At 67.8% G+C, this 20,112-nt stretch carries 15 protein-coding genes; 9 read left to right on the top strand and 6 right to left on the bottom strand.

Features of this window, described 5'->3' with window-relative positions; genetic code table 11:
* Window positions 1-123: 123 nt before the first annotated feature.
* The 3 genes from VFG40_RS15685 to VFG40_RS15675 all read right to left on the bottom strand — a co-directional run bounded on the left by VFG40_RS15685 (window position 124) and on the right by VFG40_RS15675 (window position 7,216).
* Window positions 124-2,496 carry a glycoside hydrolase family 31 protein gene (locus tag VFG40_RS15685; protein WP_324899192.1) on the bottom strand — a complete coding sequence of 791 codons (2,373 nt, stop codon included), beginning with the start codon at window positions 2,494-2,496 and terminating at the stop codon, window positions 124-126.
* Window positions 2,497-2,539: 43 nt separating this feature from the next.
* Entirely contained in the window at window positions 2,540-4,132 is a 1,593-nt protein-coding gene (locus VFG40_RS15680; protein ID WP_324899190.1) for an alpha-amylase family glycosyl hydrolase, read from the bottom strand.
* A 288-nt stretch (window positions 4,133-4,420) separates the two neighbouring features.
* Complete coding sequence (locus VFG40_RS15675; protein ID WP_324899188.1) at window positions 4,421-7,216, bottom strand: TonB-dependent receptor; 2,796 nt, start codon at window positions 7,214-7,216, stop codon at window positions 4,421-4,423.
* Window positions 7,217-7,973: 757 nt separating this feature from the next.
* On the opposite strand from VFG40_RS15675, the gene VFG40_RS15670 reads away from it, so the two are divergent.
* Together VFG40_RS15670 and VFG40_RS15665 are read left to right on the top strand one after the other, a co-directional pair.
* Window positions 7,974-9,590 carry an alpha-glucosidase family protein gene (locus VFG40_RS15670; RefSeq protein WP_324899186.1) on the top strand — a complete coding sequence of 539 codons (1,617 nt, stop codon included), beginning with the start codon at window positions 7,974-7,976 and terminating at the stop codon, window positions 9,588-9,590.
* Window positions 9,590-10,051, top strand: coding sequence for a GNAT family N-acetyltransferase (locus VFG40_RS15665; protein ID WP_324899184.1), 462 nt, complete (start codon window positions 9,590-9,592; stop codon window positions 10,049-10,051). The genes VFG40_RS15670 and VFG40_RS15665 overlap by 1 nt, the downstream gene beginning before the upstream one ends.
* Window positions 10,052-10,111: 60 nt before the next feature.
* On the opposite strand, the gene VFG40_RS15660 is transcribed toward VFG40_RS15665, so the two are convergent.
* Both VFG40_RS15660 and VFG40_RS15655 read right to left on the bottom strand, forming a co-directional pair.
* Window positions 10,112-10,867, bottom strand: coding sequence for a molybdopterin-binding protein (locus tag VFG40_RS15660; protein WP_324899182.1), 756 nt, complete (start codon window positions 10,865-10,867; stop codon window positions 10,112-10,114).
* Complete coding sequence (locus VFG40_RS15655; protein WP_324899180.1) at window positions 10,860-11,780, bottom strand: cytochrome b/b6 domain-containing protein; 921 nt, start codon at window positions 11,778-11,780, stop codon at window positions 10,860-10,862. Before VFG40_RS15655 ends, VFG40_RS15660 begins: the two co-directional genes overlap by 8 nt.
* Before the next feature lie 376 nt (window positions 11,781-12,156).
* On the opposite strand from VFG40_RS15655, the gene zwf reads away from it, so the two are divergent.
* The 7 genes from zwf to VFG40_RS15620 all read left to right on the top strand — a co-directional run bounded on the left by zwf (window position 12,157) and on the right by VFG40_RS15620 (window position 19,320).
* Entirely contained in the window at window positions 12,157-13,578 is a 1,422-nt protein-coding gene (zwf, locus tag VFG40_RS15650) for a glucose-6-phosphate dehydrogenase (protein ID WP_324899178.1), read from the top strand.
* A 106-nt stretch (window positions 13,579-13,684) separates the two neighbouring features.
* Window positions 13,685-15,358 carry a glucose-6-phosphate isomerase gene (gene pgi, locus VFG40_RS15645; protein WP_324899176.1) on the top strand — a complete coding sequence of 558 codons (1,674 nt, stop codon included), beginning with the start codon at window positions 13,685-13,687 and terminating at the stop codon, window positions 15,356-15,358.
* 94 nt (window positions 15,359-15,452) lie between these two features.
* Window positions 15,453-17,105, top strand: a complete 1,653-nt coding sequence (gene pgm / locus VFG40_RS15640; RefSeq protein ID WP_324899174.1) for a phosphoglucomutase (alpha-D-glucose-1,6-bisphosphate-dependent) — start codon at window positions 15,453-15,455, stop codon at window positions 17,103-17,105.
* 57 nt (window positions 17,106-17,162) lie between these two features.
* A complete protein-coding gene (locus VFG40_RS15635) occupies window positions 17,163-17,705 on the top strand; it encodes a cytochrome b (RefSeq protein ID WP_324899172.1) in 543 nt (180 codons plus the stop codon).
* Window positions 17,706-17,767: 62 nt separating this feature from the next.
* Entirely contained in the window at window positions 17,768-18,463 is a 696-nt protein-coding gene (locus VFG40_RS15630) for a VIT1/CCC1 transporter family protein (RefSeq protein ID WP_324899170.1), read from the top strand.
* Between the two features lie 86 nt (window positions 18,464-18,549).
* Window positions 18,550-18,762: a hypervirulence associated TUDOR domain-containing protein gene (locus VFG40_RS15625; protein ID WP_324899168.1), complete on the top strand. Its 213-nt coding sequence runs from the start codon at window positions 18,550-18,552 to the stop codon at window positions 18,760-18,762.
* 3 nt (window positions 18,763-18,765) lie between these two features.
* On the top strand, window positions 18,766-19,320 hold the full coding sequence (locus tag VFG40_RS15620; protein WP_324899166.1) for a DUF488 domain-containing protein: 555 nt from the start codon (window positions 18,766-18,768) through the stop codon (window positions 19,318-19,320).
* Between the two features lie 10 nt (window positions 19,321-19,330).
* On the opposite strand, the gene VFG40_RS15615 is transcribed toward VFG40_RS15620, so the two are convergent.
* A complete protein-coding gene (locus tag VFG40_RS15615; protein ID WP_324899164.1) occupies window positions 19,331-20,089 on the bottom strand; it encodes an ROK family protein in 759 nt (252 codons plus the stop codon).
* Window positions 20,090-20,112 lie beyond the last annotated feature (23 nt).

Here is a 20,112-nt window from a genome sequence, read left to right as displayed (position 1 = left end):
TCTCCTGCAGTGATGGCCCGTGCCGGCATGGCGCGGGCAAATCGGGAGCAAGCGAGCCCGCCGCGCGGCCCCCCTGGCCGCGCGTGGCATGTCGACAGCTCCCTCCGAGGGGGCGTGCGCGCCTTACATGGGCGCGTGCCCCCAGACCAGCGCGAGCGAGCGCGCCTGCGCGGCGCTCACCCGGACGTACGTGACCGGCCCGAATCGATCGCTGCCGGTGGCCCAGCCTTCGGCGTTGCCTCGCGCGAGCGCATCGAGGTTCGTGGCGCGCGCCAGGGCATGGCCATCGGTGCTGACAGTGCGGGCGGCGCTACCGTGCACCTTGAAGAGGTAGAACGAGAGCGCCGGCTTGTAGGTGCCCTCGACCGCGCCGGTCTGCAGCCGCACGCCGTCGACGGTGCGTTGCATCGACAGCGGCTGGCGAAAGTACGCGCCGTGCTCGTAGTCGTAGGTGGTGCCGTCATCGTCGTAGTAGTTGAACGACGTCGGCCGGGCAGCGGGGAACATTTCCACGTCCACCTGCGTCACCGGATGCTGGCCCACGTAGTCCATCACCGGCTGGGTCGGGATGATGGCGCCGTCGCGCACGAACAGCGGGATGTCGCTCCAGTGCGTTGCATCGATCGCCAGCGTCACCGCGCGGCCGCCGTCGTGGCGCTTGCCGCTGAACCAATCGGTCCACTGGCCGGCGGGGAGATAGATCGACTTGGCTTTCTGGCCCTGCTCGACCACCGGCGAGACCAGCAGGCTGTCGCCGAACATCCAGCTGGCCACGGTGTTGCGCACGGTCGGGTCGTCCGGCCAGCCGAAGGTGAGCGGTCGCACCAGGCCCACGCCGGTGCGGCGGCGGACATCCTCGTAGCTGTAGATGTACGGCAGCAAGTGGTAGCGCAGGCGGATCGCGTCCGTGGCGGCCTGTTCCGCAACCGGCCCGAACAGCCATGGCTGGCGCTTCTGGGTGGAGTCGCCGTGCACGCGGAACACCGGCACGAACGCGCCGAACTGGATCCAGCGGGCATAGTTCTCCGGGCTCGGCGTGCCCTTGGTGAAGCCGCCGGTGTCCATCCCCCACTGCATCGCGCCCACGTCGATCGCGCTCAGCATGCGCGCGCGCTGGCCGGCCATGCTGGCAAAGCCGGTGTGGATGTCGCCCGACCACATGCCGTAGGCATAGCGCTGCGCGCCGAGATAGAAGTTGCGGCTGATCGACCACACGCGCTGGTTGGTGATGGCGCGCTGGCCGTCGTAGATCGCGCGCTGCATGTCCAGGTGCTGGGTGTCGATGTCGACGTTGTCGGCCTCGTCGTTCCACCAGCCGACGATGCCGGACTCGAAGGCAGTCTTCATGTGGTCGAAGAACCACGTGCGTGCCTGCGGGTTGGCGAAGTCGATCTCGCGCACCAGCTTGCCGGAGAAGTAATCCTTGGCCGGCTTGTTGCCCTTGAGGAAGTAACCCTTCTCGGCGGCCTCGCGGCCCTCCACGGTGTTGATGTGCACGCGCGGCTTCATGATGCCGGTGAGCTTGATGCCGCGCGCATCCAGCATCTGCTTGAGCTTGCCGCCGGGGCCGTCGGGGAACTTGCTGGTGTTCCAGGTGAACTCGCCCCAGTCGTTGCCCCAGTCCTTCCAGTCGAAGTCGAGCGTGAAGTTGTCGATCGGGATGTGCCTGGCGCGGTAGGTGTCGATGATTTGCAGCAGCTCCTTCTCGTCGATGTTCCACTGGCTGTTGGTGAAGCCCATCGCCCACTTCGGGAACAGGGGCGTGCGGCCGCTGATCGCGGCCACGGCGCCGAAGATCTGCGCCGGGCTGCCGGCGATCAGATAGACATCCAGATCCTTGCGCGAGGTGCCGCTGGCGGCGATGCGGCCGTCGGCGAGGGTGAACGTGCCGCCGACGGTGTCGACCAGGACGCCGTAGCCGGCCGTGCTCCACACCAGCGGCGCGCCGGCGTGGCCCTGTTCGCCGGCGGTGATCGGCTGCGTGCCCGTGCGCAGCAGCCCGGCGCCGGCATCTTCGGTGGCGTCGTAACCGCCGATGCCGTAGAGCGGATCAGCGGGAGCGTGATCCAGCGCCAGCGCGCGCTTGATGAGCGCGGGCACATCGCGCTGGGTCAGCAGCACGTGCCCGGCGGCGTCGGAAAACTGCAGGCTGCCGTCGCGCGCATTCCAGCGCAGCGTGGCCGCGGCGGTGGACACGGTGGTGATGCCGCCGGCGATTTGGGTCTTCACGTCGGTGGGCGCGGCATGCATCGCGGTCGGATCGATCACGATCGAGGCCGGGCTGCTCTCGCCGTTCGGCAGGGCGTGCACGCGCACCGCGTTCGGCGTGACGAAGCCGATCGCGATACGGTCGTCGCCGCGCACAAGGGTGAGGCCGCCGTGCGCCACCCGGGCGGTGAACGCAGCGTCGACCGTGGCAGCGGAGGCCGGAGTCAGGGCCGTGCCCAGGCAGAGGCCGAAGGCAAGCAGCAGGTGACGTGGTGTGATGTGGGGCATGCGAAGACCTTGCATCGGGAACGGGAGATCCGGTGTGCCTGCATCACTGCAGGATCACCGAGGTGTAGGGCGGCAGCACGAGGCGTGATCCGGCCAGCGTGGCACCGGGCCCGGTCTGCCGGGCGATGGTCGAGAACGCCGGCGCGTGCTCGCCGAGCGCCAGGGTCTGCGCCTGCCCGGAGAGGTTGTGCAGCACCAGCACGCGCGAGCGGTCGTCGCGCAACCGCCAGCCGGCGACGTGCGGGTTGCCGCTGGCGAATGCGCTGAGCGTGCCGTCGCGCAGGGCGGGGATCTGCTCGCGCCAGTGGATCAGCATCAGATAACGGGCGAGCAGCGAACCGGGATCGGCCAGCTCGGCCTGCACCGACACCTCGGCGCCGTCGCGGGCCGTGGGCTGTTTCCAGCGCGTCTCGCCCGCGGCGCGCGGGCTGCGCTCCCAGCGCATCGGTTCGCGCAGGTCCGGGTCCGGCTTCACCGCGCGCATGCCCAGCTCCTCGCCGTAGTAGACGAACGGGTGGCCGGGCAGGGTGAGCAGCATCGCCGCCGCGGTGCGCATGTGCGCGGCGTCTGCGCCGAGCTGGCTCATCACGCGGTTCTGGTCGTGGTTGGACAGGAACGGCGCATTGCTGCCCGGCTTGCCGGCCGCGGCCGCAAACCCCGCGTAGCGCTGCTGCAGCAGGTCCCCGAGGTCTCCCGCGCGTTCGTCCCGTGCCGCATCGATCAGCCGGGTGGCGAGCGGAAAGTCGAACACCGCGCTGAGCGCGCCGTACCACGGAGCGAGCTGCTGCCAACGGTCGTCGGTGACTTCGCCGATCACGTAGGCCTCGGGCTTCACCGCGTGGACGCCGCGCATGAACTGCCCCCACCACGCCAGATTCCTGGCCAGGATCGTTCGATCGCCCTCCTGCGACTTGAAGTCGAGGTAGATGTGGCGGGCCGCATCCAGCCGAAAGCCGTCCACGCCCTTGCGCAGCCAGAACTGGCCGATGCCGACCATCGCCTGGCGCACCGCCGGATGGTCGTAATCGAGGTCTGGCATGCCGCGCGAAAAGATCCCCAGGTAATGGCGGCCGTCCGGCAGCGTCTGCCAGGCGGTGTCGCCCGCGGCGCTGCGGGCGCTCAGGTCGGTGTCGGGGCCGGCCCAGCGGTACCACGCGTGATGCGGGTCGCGCGGGTCCTGCGCGGCGACGAACCAGGGATGCCGGCTGCTGGTGTGGTTGATCACCAGGTCGATGATCACCTTGATGCCGCGCTTGTGCGCCTCGGCCAGCAGGCGCTCGAAGTCGGCCATGGAGCCGTACTGCGGGTTGATCGCCTCGTAGTCGGTGACGTCGTAGCCGTGGTAGCTCGGCGAGGGGTTGATCGGCATCAGCCAGATACCGCTGACACCGAGCGACTTGAGGTAGTCGAGCTTCGCGGTGACACCGTTGAGGTCACCGACGCCGTCGCCATCGGTGTCGTACCAGCTGCGCACGAAGATCTCGTAGTACACGCCGCTGGCCGGCGTATCGCGTCCGCCGGCTGGCACCGCCGCGGTGGGTGCGGCGACCGGCGTGGCGCGTGGCGGCGCATGGCTGCAGGCACTGGCCAGCAGGGTCGAGGTAGCAAGCACAGCGAGGAGGATGCGGCGTGTCACGGGAGGCTCCGGATCGACGGATGGGACCCCGGCATCGCTAGCTATCGCGATGGCGAGAGGGCTGGAACGGCGTCCCCGACCGGTACCGCCAAGGCACCGGACGACCCGGTCGATGGTAGGCCGCGAGCGCCACCCGGGCCGCATGCTGCATACGTATTCATCCGCACGGCTGCGCGGTTTTCCGTGGTGCGTTGCGGCACGCGTGCTGCGCCACCGGCGGTGCGAGTGGGGCAAAAAAAACCCCGCCGGCGCATGCCGGCGGGGTGGGGAGGTTGCAGCGAATCGATGTTAGAACTTGTAGGTGGCGCCCAGCAGGTAGGTGCGGCCCCACTCGATGTGCTCGAGCGGGCGATCCTTGGTGCCGGCGTAGGTGCGGTACGGCGCATTGGTCAGGTTGCTGGCCTGCAGCTGCACGCTCAGGCCATGCAGGCTGGTGTTCTCGCCGAAGGTGTAGTCCAGCTGCGCGTCGATGATCTTCTCGCCCACCACGTAGCGCAGGGTGCGTGCGCCGTTGAAGTTGCCGATCTCGCCGATGAAGTCCGACCGCTTGCGCTCGCTGATGCGGGCGCCGAAACCGTTCTTCTCGTAGTACGCGGTGACGTTGTAGACCCGCTTGGACAGGCCCGGCAGGTTGATCGGACCGTTACCGACGCTGGAGGCGTTCTCCGGCGAGCGGATGGTGACGCTGCTGTCGGTGAAGCTGGCGCTGCCGAGGATGCCGAAGCCGTCCAGTGCCGGGGTCAGCATGTTCAGCGGCAGCGAGGCGGACAGCTCCAGACCCTTCAGGTTGCCGCCCTTGCCGTTGAACGGGCCGCTCAAGGTGCCCTGGGTGAGGATCGGGCGACCGCTGTCCAGCGGCGGGTAGTTGGCGACCAGGTCGGAGTAGTCGTAGTTGTCGCGGGTCTGGTTGTAGATGTAGCTGGTGAGGTCCTTGTAGAAGAACGCCGCAGCCACATAACCGGTGCCGCCGAAGTACTTCTCCCACGACAGGTCGAACGCATTGGCGCGCCACGGATCGAGCTGCGGGTTGCCGCCGCTGGCGCCCGGCTTGCCGGTGGCGTTGTCCACCCCGAACTCCAGCGAGGCGCGCAGGTCGTCCATGCGCGGACGCGCCACCTGCTTGGCCAGTGCCACGCGCAGGGTCTGGCTGTCGGTGAGCGAGAAGGCCAGGTTCAGGCTGGGCAGGACGTCGGTGTACTTCTTGCCGTTGGTGAAGCGCTGGATCTGGCTTCCCACCGGCTGCGCCGCCTCGAACACGTTGGCCGAGGAGGACTGGTCGGCGCGCTGCACCTGCACGCCCACGTTGCCGCGCACTGGCACGCCCCACACCGTGTCGATGTCGGCCATCGCGTAGGCGGTGGTGATCTTCTCCGACAGCTCCCACGCCTTGGACACCAGGTAGGAGGCGTCCTCGTTCGGGGCAAAGGTCATGTAGCGCGCCACCGCGCCGGGCACGTACCAGGACGGGATCTTGCCGACGCCGGCAAAGCCGAGGTCCACCAGGCCGTACTGCAGGTCCGAGCCGATCGCCGTGTCGCCCTGGGCGCCCACGTTGATGTTGCCCTCGGGCTGGTGCTTTTCCTTGAAGCGATCGGCGTAGTTGACGCCCACTTCGAAGTCGGTGATGACGCTGCTGAGCGCGTCCGGGCTCGGGATGATCGCGCCAAGCTTGGCGCTCTTGAGCTCATCGCTGATCCGCGGCACCTTGCCGTAGCCGGAGCCGTAGATGGTGTTGGTGAGGAACAGCTTGCTCGAGTCGGAGTAGTCCAGGCCCGGGTTGAGCTGCGAGAAGTCGCTGCCGGAATACTGCAGGTTCAGCGAGTCGAGCTGCGGCGCGGGCAACAGCTGGGTGTTGTTCTCAAGGTTCAGCTCGCGACGCCTGGCCTTGGAGTAGCTGAGGTCGGCCACCAGCGAGACCTCACCCACACTGAACTCGTTCTTCCAGCCGTAGGCGTTGATGGTGTCGTGGCGGCTGTTGTACATGCCGCGCACCAGCGGGTAGACATTGCCGGCGGTGCCGCCGGTGAAGGTGCCATTGCTGTTGATGGTGGGATTGGTGACATCCAGGCGGCCGTAGCCACCGTTGTAGTCGCCCAGGTTCACCTCGAACTGGTTGGCGGTGTCCTTTTGCACGGCCTTGGTGTGGAACAGGTCCAGCGTGCTGGTCCAGGTGTCGGTGGGACGCCATTCCACCGTGGCCATCACGCCGTCACGCTTGGTGTAGCCGGTGCGGCGCAGCGCCTTGATGCCGTCGGAGAAGTACGTGCCGGCCGGTACGCCCGGACGCCAGCCGTCGCCCACCTGCTGCCACGGCTCGTACAGGCCCACCTGGTTTTCCTGGATCGGGGTCTGCTGGTGCGCGTAGCCGATCACCACGCCCAGCGTGTTGTCCATGAACTGGCCGATGTAGCTGGCATTGAAGCGATTGCCGAAGGCGCTCTTGTCGGCGGCGCGGCCCAGCGAGTTGTGCTGACCGCGGATGCCCACCACGAACACGTCCTTCTTGTAGTCCAGCGGACGCACGGTGTGCATGTCGAGCGTGCCGGACAGGCCCTGGCCGATCAGGCTCGCCTTGGGCGTCTTGTAGACGGTCACGCCGCTGACCAGCTCGGACGGATACTGATCGAACTCGACGCTGCGGTTGTCGCCGGTGCTGACCATTTCACGGCCATTGAGCAACGTGGTGGCGAAGTCGGGCGAGAGGCCGCGCACGCTGATGACCTGCGCACGTCCGGCCACACGCTGGGCGGATACGCCCGGCAGGCGCGCGATCGATTCGGCGATGCTCACGTCGGGCAGCTTGCCGATGTCTTCGGCGGAAATCGCCTCGATGATCTCGTTGGAGGACTGCTTGGCGTCGACCGCGCTCTGCAGGCTCTGTGCAAAGCCGCTGACGGTGACCACGCCCAGCTCGGTCGGCTTCTTGGTCTTGTCGTTCTTGTTGGCCGGCGCGGCCGAGGTGTCCTGGCTGGTGTCCTGCTGCGACTGATCCTGGCCGCTCGCCTGGGCTGCCGCCTGGTTCGCCACCATGAACATGGCCGATGCCAGCGCTGCACTGAGCAGATTGCGCTTGAGATTCAACATGTACGCCTCCCCTTGGAAAATCGATTTTGATTTCGCCGGGAGTGTCGTTGGATGCCCGTCGACCTGCCCGTTGCGAACGACGTAAGTTGGTGTGTCGTCGGGCCGGGATGTTAGTCCTGCGTTTAGGCATGCAGCGCAAACCTGCATACGTATTCATAACGGCGGCCAGCGCGGCTATCGCCTTGTCGGCGCTGGAAATTTTTCTGACGCATCGCAATATGGATGTGCGCGCGAAAACGTTTCCAGCGATGCGGCCACGGGCCTGGAAGACTTGGTGCGTTGCCGCATTTGCATTGCGCATCCGCCGGCGGCCTCATGCTGCGCCGCCGGCGGATGCGGCATCGAGCGCACCGGGCGGCGGTTCCGTCGATCACGAGATGGTGCACCCCCGCATCGTTGCGCCACGCGTCGGAAGGTCCAAACGTATGGACGTCCAAACGTTCGGATCGTTGTCGCGCGCACTTGCCTGGCGCCGGCTTGCCTGCTCGTGCGGAAGCCATCTCGGTGCCAGTCGTAACAGTGCTGCATGAGACGCCGGTGTCGAGACGCATGGCGTCGGCGTGCAGTCCGAGCAGCGCGGTACATGCGGCGCCGCACCAAGTGCCGCAACGCCTGCGCGGGATCGGTGCCGCGGATGAATACGTATGCAGAGCCGTCGGAAGCAACCGGATGGGCGATTAAGCTGCCCGCCATCGCCGCCTTCGGGCAGCACGCGCGGCCCAACAGGGGGCGTCGGCGCGCACGTCGGGATCTATGCATGCAGAACCAACCGTGGTGGCGCGGCGCCGTCATCTACCAGATTTATCCGCGCAGTTTTCTGGACACTAATGCAGACGGCGTGGGCGACCTGCCGGGCATCATCGAGCGGCTCGATTACATTGCGGGGCTTGGCGTGGAGGCGATCTGGATCGCGCCGTTCTTCAAGTCGCCGATGGCCGACTTCGGCTACGACATCGCCGACTACCGTGATGTCGATCCGCTGTTCGGCACGCTGGATGATTTCGACCGTCTGCTGGCCAAGGCCCACGGCCTGGGGCTGAAGGTGATGATCGATCAGGTGCTCAGCCACACCTCGATCGACCATGCCTGGTTCCATGAGAGCCGGCAGAGCCGGGACAACCCGAAGGCCGACTGGTATGTCTGGGCCGACGCGAAAGAGGACGGCACGCCGCCGAACAACTGGCTGTCGCTGTTCGGCGGGTGCGCCTGGCAGTGGGAGTCGCGTCGCCAGCAGTACTACCTGCACAATTTCCTGACCTCGCAGCCGGATCTCAACTTCCACAACGCGGCCGTGCGTCAGGCGATCCTGGACAGCGTGAAGTTCTGGCTGGACCGCGGCGTCGACGGGCTGCGGCTGGACGCGATCAACTTCTGTTTCCACGACGCGCAGCTGCGCGACAACCCGCCCAAGCCGCCACACGAGCGGGTGGGCCGTGGCTTCAGCCCGGACAACCCGTACGCGTTCCAGCGGCACTGGTACAACAACACGCAGCCGGAAAACCTGCCGTTCCTGGAACAGCTGCGTGCATTGCTGGATGAGTACCCCGACGCCGCGGCGCTGGGCGAGATCTCCTCGGAAGATTCGCTCGCCACCATGGCCGAGTACACGGCCGGCAAGCGCCTGCACATGGGCTACAGCTTCGAGTTGCTGACCGACGATTTCAGCGCCGCCTACATCCGCGGCACGGTCGAGCGGCTGGAAGCGCAGATGACCGAGGGCTGGCCGTGCTGGGCCATCTCCAACCACGACGTGCAGCGCGTGCTGTCGCGCTGGGGCAACGGCGATGCCTCGCCGCGGCTGGCCAATCTACTCACGGCGATGGTCTGTTCGCTGCGCGGCTCGGTGTGCGTCTACCAGGGTGAGGAGCTCGCACTGACCGAGGCCGAGGTGCCCTACGAGGCGCTGCGCGATCCCTACGGCATCGCCTTCTGGCCCACCTTCAAAGGCCGCGACGGCTGCCGCACGCCGATGCCGTGGAACGATCGCCCCCACGCCGGATTCAGCAGCGTCGCGCCGTGGCTGCCGGTGCCAGCCGACCATGCCGCGCGCTCGGTGCAGCACCAGGAGGGCGATCCGTCGTCCGCGCTCAAGGGTTTTCGCGCCTTCATGCACTGGCGGCGGACGCAGCCGGCGCTGTGCTGGGGCAACATCCGCTTTGTCGAGGCGCCCGAGCCGGTGCTGGCATTCACCCGCACGCTGCATGGCGAGACCGTATTTGCCGCATTCAACCTGGGTGCGCAGTCGGTGTCGGTAGACGTTTCGGCGCTGGGCAAACTCGCGACCGTGGATGGCCACGGGCTTGCCTCGGGCACGCTTGCCGGCGGCACGCTGCAGTTGCCGGCACATGCGGTGATGTACGCGCGGATCGGTTGATGGGCTTCGCGATCCGCCGCGACGACCTGCGCGGCGATGCGGTGCGGGAGCTGCTGCGCGAGCATCTGGCCGCGGTCGCGCTGCACTCGCCGCCCGAAAGCATTCATGCGCTGGACCTTGACGCCCTGCGCGCGCCCGGCATCCGCTTCTGGACGCTGTGGGAGGGCCACGCGCTGCTCGCTTGCGGCGCACTGAAGGAACTCGATCGCGAGCACGGTGAACTGAAATCCATGCGCACCGCCTCGGCGCACCTGCGCAGGGGCGCCGGGCGCGCCATGCTGGCGCACATCGTGGATGAGGCGCGCCGCCGCGGCTATCGCCGGCTGAGCCTGGAGACGGGTACCGCAGAGGCATTCGCGCCGGCGCGGCGGTTGTACGCCGCGGCCGGGTTCGTCCCCTGCGCGCCGTTTGCCGGCTACGTGGACGACCCGTACAGCTGCTTCATGACGCGGCTGCTCTAGCGGCCGTGTCATGAAGCTAGCGAGGACACGGGGCCGCGCTTGCGCAGGCCCGCAGACCGTTCAGATCCCTGCGTACCACTCGTAGCCGTAGTCTTCCCAGTAGCCGCCCTTGCCGCCGGCGATGTGGGCGAACGAGTCGACCAGTTCGATGCGGGCGATGTACTTGGCCTGCTTGTAGCCGAGCTGGCGGCTCACGCGCAGGCGCAGCGGGGCGCCGTTCTTGATCGGCAGCGGCTGGTTGTTGAGGCCCCATGCCAGCAGCGTCTGCGGGTGGCGTGCCTCGGGTATGTCGACGCTCTCGTAATAAGGCTCGCCGGGGTCCATCTCGTCGTAGCAGTGGAACACCACGTAGCGCGCATTCGACTTCACTCCCACCTTGTCCAGCACGTGCGACAGCCGCACGCCGTGCCACTTGCCGATCGCGCTCCAGCCCTCCACGCAGTCGTGGCGGGTGATCTGCGCCACCTGCTCGATCTGCTTGAGGTCGTCGATGGAGAACGACAGCGGTCGATCGACCAGTCCGCCCACCTGCAACCGGTAATCGCGGAAACCGTTGGCCAGCAGCGTCTGGTAGGCGTCGGTGGTGGGCATGGCGGTGCCGTTGGAGCGGAATACGGGCGAGAGGTCCGCCTCGGTGTACTCCTTGGCCATCGCGCTGGACGGCGCCAGCAGTGCCTGCACCCGGCGGTTGAGACCCTGTGCCTTGTTCAGCACCTTCGGGCCCCAGTCGCTTTGCGAGATCTTGTCGCAGCCGGCGACGATGACGCCGGCGGTACCCATGATCGCCATGCGGATGAACGAGCGCCGATCAGTCATGGTTCTTCTCCGCCTCGGCGGCACGCTTGGCAGCGGGCGGCGCCAGATCGATCTTGTACCAGCCGGTGATCATGCCGCGCAGCTGGTTGAACGCGCCGCTGATCAGCACCTCGAACACGTGGATCAGCACGAAGGCGACGAAGCCCCACGCGATGATGAAGTGGATCGTGCGGGCCGACTGCCGGCCGCCCACCACCTCGACCAGCGGCGACAGCACCGCATCCAGTCGCGGCGACATCGCCAGCCCCATCAGCACTACGCCGATGCCGAACACGAAGATCACCGTGAGGTAGGCCAGCCGCTGCAGGATGTTGTAGCGCAGCGCTTCCTCGCCATGCGGGTGCTTGAACTTCACGTGGTCGACGATCGAGCGACCGATGCCGCGCCAGTCGGCCCGGGTGGGAATGAGGTCGCGCTGCAGGTGCTTCTTCGCGACCGAGTAAGCCAGGTAACACAGGCCGTTCAGCACGAACACCCAGGCAAAGAAGAAGTGCCACTGCCGCCCCATCGCCAGCCAGCGCGCGCTGGGTACGGTGAGCCAGGAGGGGAAGCCGCGCACCTGCGGCTCGCCGTTCGGTCCGTCGGACACGCCGAACAGCCCGGTGGTGATGAACTCGTGCTGGCCGACCCGGGTGACGCCGACGAGCTGTCCGTTCGGATCCATCCGCGCGCCCATGGAAAGAATCTCCTTGCCGGGGTCGGTGCGGATGCCCCACGAAAGGCTGGGATGCGCGTTGAAGATCTGCAGGCCGCTGAAGAACATGATCGACAGCGCGATCACGTTGATCCAGTGCATCAGCCGGATCGGCCACGTGTGCCGGTACACCAGGCGAGTGGATGCCGTTGCGGCGGCTGGCGGTGCCCCGCCGGCGTCAGCGGCCGGAACGGCCACGTCTTGCTGGTCGACAGTCATGCGTTCCCCACGAGCAGGCTGAAAGGACAAGCGGAAGCGGCAGTGTAGCGCCGCGTGATGGCGACCATGGTGCAACCCTCTGGTGTCGAAGTGCCCGGCGATCCTGTCGCCACGCCGGACGCGATGCACGCCCCCGCGCGTGCGGGGTGCGGGCCCGGCGACCATTCGCCGCATCAGCCGCTCCGGTTACATCGCCTTGACGAGGCGGGCGCGCGTGGACGGTAGGGGGCGACGTGGCGCCGCGGTTGCCCGTGCCGCGCTGACGCGGAACGACGTCCCGACAACGGCCCGTGTTAACGCGATCTATGCGCGTGCCGTGGATAGTGCGCGGACGGATGCTCACATCCGCTCCCGTTTCCCTGCCACGAGGCCACGGATGACACCCGCTTCGCACAGCTCCGACGCTTTCGTGTTCTTTGGCGCCACCGGCGACCTTGCCTACAAGAAGATCTTTCCCGCGCTGCAGGCGCTGATCCGCCGCGGCGAGCTGGACATGCCGGTCATCGGCATTGCCAAGGCCGGCTGGACGCTGGAGCAGCTGCGCCAGCGTGCGCGTGAATCGCTCGAACATGCCGGCGAGGTGGACGAGCAGGCCTACGCGCAGTTGTGTCGCCGGCTGCATTACATCGACGGCGACTACGCCGACCCGGATACCTTTCGCAAGCTGGGCAAGGCACTCGCCGGCGCGATGCACCCGCTGCACTACCTTGCGATCCCGCCGAGCCTGTTTCCGAGCGTGATCAAGCAGCTGGCCGAATCCGGCTGCGCCCGCGACGCGCGGGTGGTGGTGGAGAAACCGTTCGGGCGCGACTTGGCCTCGGCGCGGGCACTTAACCGCGTGCTGCACGGGGCGTTCGAGGAGTCGTCGATCTTCCGCATCGACCACTACCTGGGCAAGGAGGCGGTGCAGAACCTCTTGTACTTCCGCTTCGCCAACACGTTCCTGGAGCCGGTGTGGAACCGCGACTACGTGCAGAGCGTGCAGATCACCATGGCGGAGGACTTCGGCGTGCAGGGACGGGGCGGTTTCTACGAGGAAACCGGCGCGCTTCGCGACGTGGTGCAAAACCATCTGCTGCAGGTGACCGCGCTGCTGGCGATGGACGCGCCGGTCGGCCACGACGCCGCCTCGCTGCGGGCGGAAAAACTGCGCCTGTTCCGCGGCATGCGCCCGCTGCGCCCGGACGACGTGGTGCGTGGCCAGTTCGACGGTTACCGCGACGAGCCGGGCGTGGCGAAGGATTCCAACGTGGAAACGTTCGCCGCACTGCGCCTGCATATCGATACCTGGCGCTGGGCGGGCGTGCCGTTCTACATCCGCGCGGGCAAATCGCTGCCGGTCACGGCCACGGAAATCCTGGTCGACCTGAAGGTGCCGCCGCTGGCGATCTTCGACACCATCGAGCCGCCACAGTCGAATTACTTTCGCTTCCGGCTCAGCCCGGAGGTGGTGCTTTCGACCGGTGCCAGGGTGAAGCGCCCGGGCGAGGACATGCGCGGGCAGTCGGTGGAACTGGTCGCGCGGCGCGACATCACCGATCAGCAGACACCTTACGAGCGCCTGCTTGGCGACGCGCTGCGCGGCGATGCCTCGCTGTTCACCTCGGACGAGAGCGTGGAGGCTGCCTGGGCGGTGGTCGATCCGGTGCTGGACCTGGATATGCCGGTGCTCCCCTATGCCCCCGGCAGCTGGGGGCCGGCCGCGGCCGCGGGCGTGGTCACCGAGCTCGAGGGCTGGCACGACCCCGCACCCGAGCCCATTCCGGAGAACGCCACGACCCCGCCCGGCGTCGGCTGAACGCCGTTACTCTTGGCGACCGTGCCGCTGCACGCGTGGCACGGCGCCGCCGATCGAACACCGGGCCTGGCGCTCTTTCCTTTTTCTTCCATGACGGATCTTTCCCGTGACCCCATCCCGCATATCCGACCTGACCCAGCGGCCCGAGTGGCAGGCACTGCACGCACACGCCGAGCGCTTCAAGGGGCGCCATCTGCGCGAGCTGTTCGCGGCCGATCGCGAGCGTGGCGAGCGGCTCACCGCCGAGGCGGCCGGGTTGTACATGGACTACTCCAAGCAGCGGCTGGATGACGAAACCCTGCATCTGCTGCGCAAGCTCGCCGAGGCGTGCGACCTGAAAGCCCGCACGGCCGCGATGTTCGACGGCGAGAAGATCAACCGCACCGAAGGCCGGGCGGTGCTGCACACAGCACTGCGCGCGCCGGCGCACGCCCGGATCAGCACCGATGGCGAGAACGTGGTGCCCGAGGTGCACGCGGTGCTCAAGCGGATGTCCGCGTTTGCCGAGCAGGTGCGTGGCGGCACGTGGCTCGGCCACACGGGCAAGCCGATCCGCAACGTGGTGAACATCGGCATCGGTGGCTCCGACCTCGGCCCGGTGATGGCGTATGAAGCGCTGCGCCACTACAGCCGCCGCGAGCTCACCTTCCGCTTCGTGTCCAACGTGGACGGCATCGACTTCGTAGAGGCCACACACGACCTCGATCCGGCCGAGACGCTGTTCATCGTCTGCTCCAAGACCTTCACCACGCTGGAAACGCTGGCCAACGCGCAGGCAGCGCGTGCCTGGAGCCTGGCGGCGTTGCAGGACGAGGCGGCGATCGCGCGGCACTTTGTGGCCGTTTCCACCAACGAGAAGGAGGTGGCCAGGTTTGGCATCGACACTGCCAACATGTTCGGCTTCTGGGACTGGGTGGGCGGGCGCTATTCGATGGATTCGGCGATCGGCCTGTCCACCATGCTGGCGATCGGGCCGGACGGCTTCGGCGACATGCTCGCCGGCTTCCACGCCATGGACGAGCATTTCCGCAGCGCGCCGCTGGAGCGGAACCTGCCGACGCTGATGGGGTTGATCGGCATCTGGAACACCAATTTCCTGGGCGCGGAAACCGTTGCGGTGCTCCCCTACGAGCAGTACCTGAAGCGCTTCCCGGCGTACCTGCAGCAGCTCACCATGGAGAGCAACGGCAAGCATGTGACGCTGGAGGGCGACACCGTCGACTACGCCACCAGCGCGATCTACTGGGGCGAGCCGGGCACCAACGGCCAGCACTCTTTCTACCAGTTGATCCACCAGGGCACGCGCCTGATCCCGTGCGACTTCATCGGCTTCGGCCAGCCGCTGGTGCCGCTGGCCCATGCGCAGGGCGGCGACCAGCACGACCTGCTGATCGCCAACATGCTGGCGCAGAGCGAGGCGCTGGCGTTCGGCAAGACCGGCGAAGAAGTGCGCGCCGAGGGCGCTCCCGAGGCGCTGGTGCCGCACAAGACCTTCCAGGGCAACCGGCCCAGCACCACGCTGCTGGCCGAGCGCCTGACGCCGCGCACGCTCGGCGCACTGGTGGCGCTGTACGAGCACAGCACCTTCGTGCAGGGCGTGATCTGGAATATCGACTCGTTCGACCAGTGGGGCGTGGAGCTGGGCAAGGCGCTGGCCAAGCGCACGGCGGCGGAAATCACCAGCGCGGACGAGCCCGAACTGCGCCACGACAGTTCCACCAACGCACTGATCCGGCGCTACCGGACGTTGCGCGACCGCGCGAAGTCGCCAGCGCGGTAGCGCATTCGCGTGCGGCACCTTGGCGTGCCACCGAGGCGGCGCGTACACGTTCCGCGTGCGCCAATACATGTTTTATGACCTCAGCCGAGACACCATGAGCCCCAACCTCAGCCCGCTTGCCGGCAAGCCCGCACCCGCCTCGATCCTCGTTGACGTACCGCAGCTGCTGGCCGCATATGCCGACCTTGCACCCGATCCGGCGGTGCCCGCGCAGCGGGTGGCGTTCGGGACCTCCGGCCACCGCGGGTCCTCGACCAGCCGCAGCTTCAACCGGGCCCATGTACTGGCGGTCAGCCAGGCGATCTGCGAATACCGCGCAATGAAAGGCATCGACGGGCCGCTGTTCGTGGCGATGGACAGCCACGCGCTGTCGCGCCCGGCCTTCGAGGATGCGCTGGAGGTGTTCGCCGCCCACGGCGTCACCACGATGATCTCCGCCGGCAGCGAGTTCACGCCCACGCCGGCGCTGTCGCACGCGATCCTCTCCTACAACCGCGGCCGCACGGACCACCTGGCCGACGGCGTGGTGATCACGCCGTCGCACAATCCGCCCGCCGACGGCGGCTACAAGTACAACCCGCCCAACGGCGGCCCGGCCGACAGCGATGTCACCGGCTGGATCCAGAACCGTGCCAATGCGCTGCTGGAAGGCGGCCTGCGCGAGGTGCGGCGCATGCCCTATGCGCAGGCGCGACGCGCCTCGTGCGTGCACGAACACGACTACGTGAGCAGCTACGTGGGCGATCTCGGGGCCATCATCGATTTCGACCTGATCCGGGCCGCGGGCGTGCGCATGGGCGTGGACCCGCTCGGTGGCGCGGGAGTGCACTACTGGGGCCCGATCGCCGAGCGCTATCGGGTCGACCTCACGGTAGTGCGCGAGGTGGTCGATCCGCAGTTCGGCTTCATGAGCGTGGACTGGGACGGCAAGATCCGCATGGACCCGTCCTCGAAGCACGCCATGGCCAGCCTGATCGCGATGAAGGACCGCTTCGACGTCTCCTTCGCCTGCGACACCGACCACGATCGCCACGGCATCGTGACCCGCAGCGCCGGGCTGATGCTGCCCAACCATTACCTGGCCACGTTGATCGACTATCTGTTCCGCCATCGTCCGCACTGGCGCGCCGATGCCGCGGTGGGCAAGACCGTGGTCAGTACCTCGTTGATTGATCGCGTGGCTGCGCGGCTGCAGCGGCGCCTGTACGAGGTGCCGGTGGGGTTCAAGTGGTTTGCGCCGGGCCTGTTCGACGGCTCGCTGGGTTTCGGCGGCGAGGAAAGTGCCGGCGCGTCGCTGCTGCGCATGGATGGCACCGTGTGGTCCACCGACAAGGACGGCATCGTGCCGGGGTTGCTGTCGGCGGAGATGACCGCGCGGCACGGCCGCGACCCAGCCGAACTGTATGCCGACATCACGGCCGACCTGGGCGCGCCGCATTCCGATCGGGTCGACGCGCCGGCCGATGACGCGCAGCGGGCGAAGCTGGCCAGGCTGTCACCGCAGCAGATCCGCGGCACCACGCTGGCCGGGGATCCGATCACCCGCGTGCTCGACCGTGCACCGGCCAACGACGCGCCGATCGGCGGCATCAAGGTCGCTACCGAACACGGATGGTTTGCCGCACGGCCGTCCGGTACCGAGGCGATCTACAAGATCTACGCCGAGAGCTTCAAGGACGAGAAGCATTTGCAGAGCCTGCTGGCCGAGGCGAATAAGATAGTGGACCAGGCGCTCGCCGACGGCTGATCCCATGCTCCGCCGGAGATGCCGCATCGACGCCTTCCGGCCACAAGGGAGCCATGCATGACCTCGACCACGCCGCCCGATCGCTACGCGGCCTCGCTGCGCTGGCTGCACTGGAGCATCTTCGCGCTGGTGCTGCTGGCGTACGTGTTCATCAACCTGTTCGAGCTGTTCCCGCGCGGCAGCGCCACGCGCGGCAATGTGCTCGCGGCCCACTTCCTGGCCGGCCTCGCGGTGCTGTTGCTGGTGCTGCCCCGGCTGGCGGTGCGGCTGGGGCACGTCGACCCGCCGGTGCGCCCGCCGCTGGATCGCTGGATGGCCGTGCTGTCGAAGGTCACCCACGTGGCGCTGTACCTGTTCCTGCTGGTGCAGCCGGTCCTGGGGCTGATCACGCTGCAGGTGGGCGGCAAGGCCATCTCGCTGTTCGGGTTCACCGTGTTGCCGCCGCGGTTCGGCGCAGGGGATCGCGCGCTTTCCCATCAATGGGAAGACATCCACGGCACCATCGGCGAGGTGTTCTACTACGTGATCGGCCTGCACATCGCCGCTGCGCTGTGGCACCACTTCGGGCGTCGCGACAACACGCTGCGCCGCATGCTCTGAGTCCATCGCGACACGCAACGCCGGATGCATCGCGTTCGGCCGACAGGCAGGGGAAAAGGCAAATGCATTATCGGGACAACGAGCGCCATCTGACCGGGCGCATGGGCTGGCTGCGCGCCGCCGTGCTGGGTGCCAACGACGGCATCGTTTCCACCTCCAGCCTGGTGCTGGGCGTGGCGGCCGCGCATGCGGGCACGCAGAGCATCCTGGTGGCCGGCACGGCCGGCCTGGTGGCTGGCGCCATGTCGATGGCGGCTGGCGAATATGTTTCCGTGCACTCGCAGGCGGACAGCGAGTCGGCCGAGCTGGAACGCGAGCGCAAGGAGCTCGAGACCGACGTCGACGGCGAGCACAAGGAGCTGGCCGCGATCTATGTCGGCCGCGGACTGGATCCGTCGCTGGCGCGTCAGGTGGCCGAGCAGCTGATGAAGCACGATGCGCTGGGTGCGCACATGCGCGACGAGCTCGGCATCACCGATACGCTCAAGGCACGTCCGCTGCAGGCGGCCGGCGCGTCGGCGCTGAGCTTCGCTCTCGGCGCCGTGCTTCCGCTGCTGGTAGTGGCGCTGTTTCCGGCCGGCATCCTGCTGTGGTCGGTGTTTCTCACCTCGCTGGTGTTTCTTGCGGTGCTCGGCGGCCTGGCCGCACGCACCGGCGGCTCGCCGGTGCGTGTGGGCGTCATGCGGATCACCTTCTGGGGGGCATTGGCGATGGCGCTGACCACGGGCGTCGGCATGCTTTTCGGCGTCGCCGGCTGAGCCGGGCGGGCAGCACCCGCGCTTCACGGCCGCATGAGGGGCGGCGCGCTTCAATGCATCGCCATCCACTGAGCCGGAGCGCATGCATGAGCCACGCCTTCCACGTGGGCGACCACGTTCGCTGGAACTCCGAGGCCGGCCACGTCAGCGGCCGCATCACCAAGGTGCACACCCACGACGTGGACTACAAGGGCCACACCCATCGCTGCACGCCGGACGATCCGCAGTACGAGATCGCCAGCGATCGTACCGACCACGTCGCCCTGCACAAGGGCAGCGCACTGCATAAGGTCGGCTGAGCGGTGGCGGCCGCGGCGCAGTATGCCGGTGATGCCCGCACCTTCTGGACCATCGGCCACTCCACCCGCACGTGGGAGGAGTTGCTGGCACTGCTGGCGCACTGGGGCGTCACCGCGGTGGTGGATGTGCGGCGTTTTCCCGGCTCGCGCCGCTATCCGCATTACATGAGCGAGGCACTGGAGCGCAGCCTGCCGGCGCACGGGGTTGCCTATCGCTGGCTGCCGCAGCTGGGCGGGCGACGCAAGGTGCAGCCGGACTCGCCCAACACCAGCTGGCGCAACGCCTCGTTCCAGGGTTACGCCGACCACATGGCCAGCGCCGAATTCGCCGAGGGCCTGGCCGAGCTGGTGGCGATCGCCGCGGCGCAGCCGACCGCGATGATGTGCGCCGAAGCCGTGTGGTGGCGCTGCCACCGCTCGATGATCGCCGACCTGCTCTGCGTGCGCGGCTGGACCGTGCGGCACGTCGTCGACGCGCGCCAGGCCAGGCCGCACCCGATGACCGCGCCGGCACGGGTGATCGACGGTCGATTGAGCTACGCGCCCGCCGAAGCGTAGGCGCGCGCGCTCAGGGCGCTGCGTCCTGCCAGAGCTTGATGCCGCCGGTCAAGCCGGCCTCGTTCGCCACGATGCGCACATCCGGCGGCAGGCTGAGCGTGAGCTTGCTGGCGTTGCCGCCGCCCAGGTAGAGCCGGTCGAACTGCAGCAGGGTGCGGAAGGCCTCGATGCACTTCTCCACCCTCCGGTTCCACTTGGCGTTGCCGACCTTGTGCCGCGCAGCGTTGCCCACGTAGCGGTTGAAGGTTTTCTTCTTGTGGAAGGGAAACTGGGCAAATTCCATGTGCGGCAGCCGGCGGCCATCGCAGAACAGCGACGAACCCATGCCGGTGCCGAGCGTGAGCACCAGCTCCAGCCCCGTGCCCTCGATGACGCCGTAGCCCTGCACGTCGGCATCGTTGAGCAGGCGCACCGGCTTGTCACCGAGGCGCCGGCCGAGCGCCTCGGCGAGCGGAAAGTCGTGCCACGGCTCGTTGCCGAAGTGCGGCGCGGTGATCACCCGGTCGCCGCGCACCACCCCGGGAAAGCCGATCGAGACGCGGTCGAATGCCGGCAGCGGCGCCACCAGGGCGGCCAGCGCATCGACCATTGTTTCGGGCGCGACGCCCTCGGGCGTGGCCACGCGCACGCGCTCCGTCAGCATCACGCCGTCTTCGTCGAGTATCGCCGCCTTCAGCCCGCTGCCACCCACGTCGATGGCCAGCGTGGCGAGGCCCGCCTGGCGCGGGCTGCCGGCTGAGCGGGCGGATGAGCGTTTGCTGCGCGTCATGGCGTTCTCCTGGTGGAGCGGGG

This window comes from Dyella sp., from assembly GCF_035685805.1.
Lineage (GTDB): Bacteria > Pseudomonadota > Gammaproteobacteria > Xanthomonadales > Rhodanobacteraceae > Dyella_A.
The sequence above is the reverse complement of the archived record's forward strand: the minus strand, read 5'-3'. Positions and strand labels throughout refer to the sequence as shown.

Excerpts from the sequence above, each read along its gene's own strand:
- VFG40_RS15685 (WP_324899192.1), bottom strand. The coding sequence starts at position 2,496 with ATGCCCCACATCACACCACGTCACCTGCTGCTTGCCTTCGGCCTCTGC.
- VFG40_RS15675 (WP_324899188.1), bottom strand. The coding sequence starts at position 7,216 with ATGTTGAATCTCAAGCGCAATCTGCTCAGTGCAGCGCTGGCATCGGCC.
- VFG40_RS15670 (WP_324899186.1), top strand. The coding sequence starts at position 7,974 with ATGCAGAACCAACCGTGGTGGCGCGGCGCCGTCATCTACCAGATTTAT.
- VFG40_RS15665 (WP_324899184.1), top strand. The coding sequence starts at position 9,590 with ATGGGCTTCGCGATCCGCCGCGACGACCTGCGCGGCGATGCGGTGCGG.
- VFG40_RS15660 (WP_324899182.1), bottom strand. The coding sequence starts at position 10,867 with ATGACTGATCGGCGCTCGTTCATCCGCATGGCGATCATGGGTACCGCC.
- VFG40_RS15655 (WP_324899180.1), bottom strand. The coding sequence starts at position 11,780 with ATGACTGTCGACCAGCAAGACGTGGCCGTTCCGGCCGCTGACGCCGGC.
- zwf (WP_324899178.1), top strand. The coding sequence starts at position 12,157 with ATGACACCCGCTTCGCACAGCTCCGACGCTTTCGTGTTCTTTGGCGCC.
- pgm (WP_324899174.1), top strand. The coding sequence starts at position 15,453 with ATGAGCCCCAACCTCAGCCCGCTTGCCGGCAAGCCCGCACCCGCCTCG.
- VFG40_RS15635 (WP_324899172.1), top strand. The coding sequence starts at position 17,163 with ATGACCTCGACCACGCCGCCCGATCGCTACGCGGCCTCGCTGCGCTGG.
- VFG40_RS15630 (WP_324899170.1), top strand. The coding sequence starts at position 17,768 with ATGCATTATCGGGACAACGAGCGCCATCTGACCGGGCGCATGGGCTGG.
- VFG40_RS15625 (WP_324899168.1), top strand. The coding sequence starts at position 18,550 with ATGAGCCACGCCTTCCACGTGGGCGACCACGTTCGCTGGAACTCCGAG.
- VFG40_RS15615 (WP_324899164.1), bottom strand. The coding sequence starts at position 20,089 with ATGACGCGCAGCAAACGCTCATCCGCCCGCTCAGCCGGCAGCCCGCGC.